This window comes from Streptomyces scabichelini, from assembly GCF_011045015.1.
GTDB classification, from domain to species: Bacteria; Actinomycetota; Actinomycetes; order Streptomycetales; family Streptomycetaceae; genus Streptomyces; species Streptomyces scabichelini.
Window position 1 is genome coordinate 1 of the sequence record NZ_JAAKZY010000455.1, and the last position, 1,651, is coordinate 1,651.

Consider the following 1,651-nt stretch of genomic DNA (forward strand, 5'->3'; position numbering starts at 1 on the left):
TGCGCAGTCGGAACCAGTAGAAGCCGTGGCCGGCGAGGGTGAGGAGGTAGGGCAGGTCGCCGATGGCGGGGAAGCGGACGCCGCCGATGAGTTCGACGGGGTGGCGGCCGTTGAAGGTCTGCAGGTCGAGTTCGGTGGGCTGGGCGAAGCGGGAGAAGTTGTGTACGCACAGCACGAGGTCGTCGCCGTGTTCGCGCAGGAAGGCGATGACGGCGGGGTTGGAGGAGGGCAGTTCGGTGTAGGAGCCCAGGCCGAAGGCGGGGTTCTGTTTGCGGATCTCGATCATGCGGCGGGTCCAGTGGAGCAGGGATGAGGGGCTGCTCATGGAGGCTTCGACGTTGGTGACCTGGTAGCCGTAGACGGGGTCCATGATGGTGGGCAGGTAGAGGCGTCCTGGGTCGCAGGAGGAGAAGCCGGCGTTGCGGTCGGGGGTCCACTGCATGGGGGTGCGTACGGCGTCGCGGTCGCCGAGCCAGATGTTGTCGCCCATGCCGATCTCGTCGCCGTAGTACAGGATCGGGGAGCCGGGCAGGGACAGCAGCAGGGCGGTGAACAGTTCGATCTGGTTGCGGTCGTTGTCCAGGAGGGTGGCCAGCCGGCGGCGGATGCCGATGTTGGCGCGCATGCGGGGGTCTTTGGCGTATTCGGCCCACATGTAGTCGCGTTCTTCGTCGGTGACCATCTCCAGGGTGAGTTCGTCGTGGTTGCGCAGGAAGATGCCCCATTGGCAGCCGGAGGGGATGGCGGGGGTCTTGGCGAGGATTTCGGAGACGGGGTAGCGGGACTCGCGGCGCACGGCCATGAAGATGCGGGGCATGACGGGGAAGTGGAAGGCCATGTGGCATTCGTCGCCGCCGGCGGCGAAGTCGCCGAAGTAGTCCACCACATCCTCGGGCCACTGATTGGCCTCCGCCAGCACCACCGTGTCCGGGTAATGCTCGTCGATCTCCTTGCGGACCCGCTTGAGGAACTCATGGGTCTGCGGAAGGTTCTCGCAGTTGGTGCCCTCCTGCTGGTAGAGGTACGGCACCGCGTCGAGGCGGAAGCCGTCGATCCCCAGGTCCAGCCAGAACCGCAGCGCGGAGATCATCTCCTCCTGGACGGCCGGGTTCTCGTAGTTGAGGTCCGGCTGGTGGGAGAAGAAGCGGTGCCAGTAGTACTGCTTGCGGATGGGGTCGAAGGTCCAGTTGGAGGCCTCGGTGTCGACGAAGATGATCCGGGCGTCCTGGTACTGCTTGTCGTCGTCCGCCCACACGTAGTAGTCGCCGTAAGGGCCGTCGGGGTTGTTGCGGGACTCCTGGAACCACGGGTGCTGGTCACTGGTGTGGTTCATGACGAAGTCGATGATCACGCGCATGCCCCGCTGATGGGTGGCGTCGACGAACTCCACGAAGTCGGCCAGGTCACCGAAGTCGGGCAGCACTGCCGTGTAGTCCGAGACGTCGTAGCCGCCGTCCCGGAGAGGGGATTTGAAGAAGGGCGGCAGCCACAGACAGTCGACGCCGAGCCACTGCAGGTAGTCCAGCTTGGCGGTCAGGCCTTTGAGGTCGCCGATGCCGTCGCCGTTGCTGTCCTGGAAGGAGCGGACGAGGACCTCGTAGAACACGGCGCGCTTGAACCAGTCGGGATCGCGGTCCTTGGCGGGGGTGTC

The 1,651-nt window shown here is 65.4% G+C and carries 1 protein-coding gene; it reads right to left on the minus strand.

Features of this window, described 5'->3' with window-relative positions:
- On the minus strand, window positions 1-1,651 hold a 1,651-nt coding region (gene treS / locus G5C60_RS50615; RefSeq protein ID WP_165271069.1), incomplete at both ends, for a maltose alpha-D-glucosyltransferase.